Origin of the sequence: Methanoregula sp. (assembly GCF_002835825.1) — an archaeon.
Taxonomy (GTDB): Archaea; Halobacteriota; Methanomicrobia; order Methanomicrobiales; family Methanospirillaceae; genus Methanoregula.
Genome location: NZ_PIZH01000316.1, coordinates 1 through 2,534 on the forward strand (window position 1 = coordinate 1; position 2,534 = coordinate 2,534).

Sequence of the window (2,534 nt, forward strand, 5' to 3'; positions counted from 1 at the left end):
CACAATTCTTTTTTAGCATCCCTGACGACATACTACGAGAGTACCATGCCCCGTGTCCAGAAAAGAAAATACGAAAAGATCGATGATGCCGAGATCGATCTGGTCATCCAATGTAGTGACAGCCATGAATTCTACGAGCGGTACCGCGAGACATTCCCTACCCGGAAGAAAGGCATTGACAGCATCAGCAAGATCTGGAAACGACGCGGGGAATTCATTAAGAAGCAGCAGGCACTCAACCCGGAGCTTGTAACAGACAGTCCATCAGGTCCCGAACTGGCCGCGGCACTTCAGGCACAGAACACCATCCTTTCTGAGTTCAGCACCCTCATGAAGGAGCAGATCAAGGTGAGCAGGGAGATCCTGTCTCGGCTCCCAAAACAGATCCAGAAGGATGATGAACCGGTCCACTCTATGGCACCGCAGAAAGTGGCAGAGGCTCCGGCAACAGCTGAACACAAGGAGTCGGCAAAGAAACTCCATGAAAAGCCCCGTGCTGATATCATGATCGGGTCTTGACCGGCCCCTCCCTTTTCAGACACGCCGTGCTGACTTTAATATCTCCGGCACCAACATCATTAGCACAAATTTTCCGGTCGGGAAATTTGGAAAAAACATCCACCCCCGTAGTGTAGCGGTCAATCATGCAGGACTTTGGATCCGGCGACACCAGTTCGAATCTGGTCGGGGGTATGTAACAGAACGCCCTGTTTTTTGATCCACCCCTCGGTCGCGGACACACCGAAAGCGATCTCCTGTGAACGTGAATGATTTCCTGCAGAACGCGATGCGTGAAAATTGGATCGCAAAAACAACGACACCATTCCTGCATTGTCTGTTGCCTGCATCAAACCCGAACGCAGGGAGAACCCTGGCCGGGTAGTGAAATTCATTCGATATCCTGCAATGCCCCGACTGACTTTTCAGAATCTGCCATACCCTTTAATAGCTCTCCGGTTATCTCCTTATCTGGGACAACAAACCATGGCAGCGGACCGGGATGGAGCTCGAAAAGGGACTGTGATCGGCTTGGAAAAAGAAATACAGGATATCACAGATACCATCGAACGCTTCGGGACCGGTGCACCGGATCACATAGCCATCATATCAGAGCCTATGGGCGGACGGAGCACCATCGTTTCCGAGATCCGCCGCATCCATGGTGATAAAGTCCATTACCTCCCGCTGGAATTCGTGATCTCCCCAAATAGTCTTCCGGATTTCTCTACCATCAAAGAAGACATCATCCTGATCGACAACTGCCGGTTCCTGGCCACCCGGAGGATCGGGGGATTTGATGTCCTTGATACATTCCTGCATGCACAGATCTCGTCAAAGAAACTCTTCATCACAACGTGGAATGCGTTTGCCTGGCAGTACCTCTCAGCAGTGATGAATATTGAGGCGTATTTTCCCGTGATCGTCTCCATCGCCCGGATGGACACGCCCGTTCTCAAACAGGTGATCCTTTCCCATTACGAGCCCGGGGAGATCCTGTTCCTCGAAGAAGGGGCAACCGATCGCTCGATGTTCTACTCCATGATCCACAAGAATGTTCACATCCCTCTCACGAAAAATGACTTTTCCATCCCCTGGGTAAAGTCAAATTTCACCGTAATGCTCCGGGGACTGCCACGGAAAAAACACATCCAGGTATCCATTGAGGACGTGATCTTCGAGAAGATCAACCGGATTGCACGGGGAAATCCCGGTGTAGCGCTCCTGCTCTGGGAGTCCTCCCTGAAAGATAACACCATATCCCTTGCGTCAATCAGCGAGACTCTCTATGATATCGATCTCGATACCAACGAATCTTTCATCCTTACCATTATTTTGTCCATGAAATCCCTGCATGAAAAGGACCTTTCTGCGATAGCCGGTTCGGAGATGGATATCCAGCGGGTCCTCTACCGCCTTGTCCAGCAGGGTGTTGTCAGGGAGGATGCCGGCTATTACAGTATCCCGCCGTTTGCCCTTGGGCCGGTTATCGAGTACCTCAAAAAGACAAGGAGGTTATGGTAACCATGGCCGATGTCCTGCTCTCCAATGTCACCGCGGAACTTCCGCTCAAGACGATCGATGCAAACCTCATCCTGTACGTCATCTTCATCATTGTCATAGCGTATGTCGTCACCTGGCTTCTCAGTTTCATCCTGATGCATATATCCGAGCGGATCGGCTGGTACCGGACCTCGGTCACAATGATCATCCCCCTCCTGAAACTTCTTGTCTATCTCGTTGCCATCTATTACATCATCATCGCAATCATCGAGCCCTCCCTCACCCAGATGATCGCGTTCTCCGGTCTCTTTGGCGCAGCCATAGGTTTTGGATTAAAAGACCTCTTTGCCGATATCGTCGGTGGCGTGGTGATCATTTTCGAAAAACCCTATCAGATCGGCGACAAGGTGACCATTGGTGACCGGTACGGGGAAGTAATCGATATTGGCATCCGTGCAACCCGCATCAGGACCCCTGCCGACGAACAGGTATCCGTTCCGAACTTCACCATCTTCGTGCAGCCTGTTACGAGT

At 51.2% G+C, this 2,534-nt stretch carries 3 protein-coding genes and 1 tRNA gene; all 4 read left to right on the forward strand.

Annotation, left to right across the window (positions count from 1 at the left end; all coding sequences use genetic code 11):
* A partial coding sequence (locus CW742_RS10395; RefSeq protein WP_292420102.1) for a hypothetical protein occupies positions 1 to 519 on the forward strand: 519 nt, incomplete at its 5' end.
* Positions 520 to 620: 101 nt separating this feature from the next.
* Positions 621 to 693: transfer RNA gene (locus tag CW742_RS10400), tRNA-Gln, on the forward strand.
* A gap of 336 nt (positions 694 to 1,029) precedes the next feature.
* Entirely contained in the window at positions 1,030 to 2,022 is a 993-nt protein-coding gene (locus CW742_RS10405; RefSeq protein WP_292420104.1) for a hypothetical protein, read from the forward strand.
* A partial coding sequence (locus CW742_RS10410) for a mechanosensitive ion channel family protein (RefSeq protein ID WP_292420107.1) occupies positions 2,016 to 2,534 on the forward strand: 519 nt, incomplete at its 3' end. The genes CW742_RS10405 and CW742_RS10410, both read left to right, overlap by 7 nt.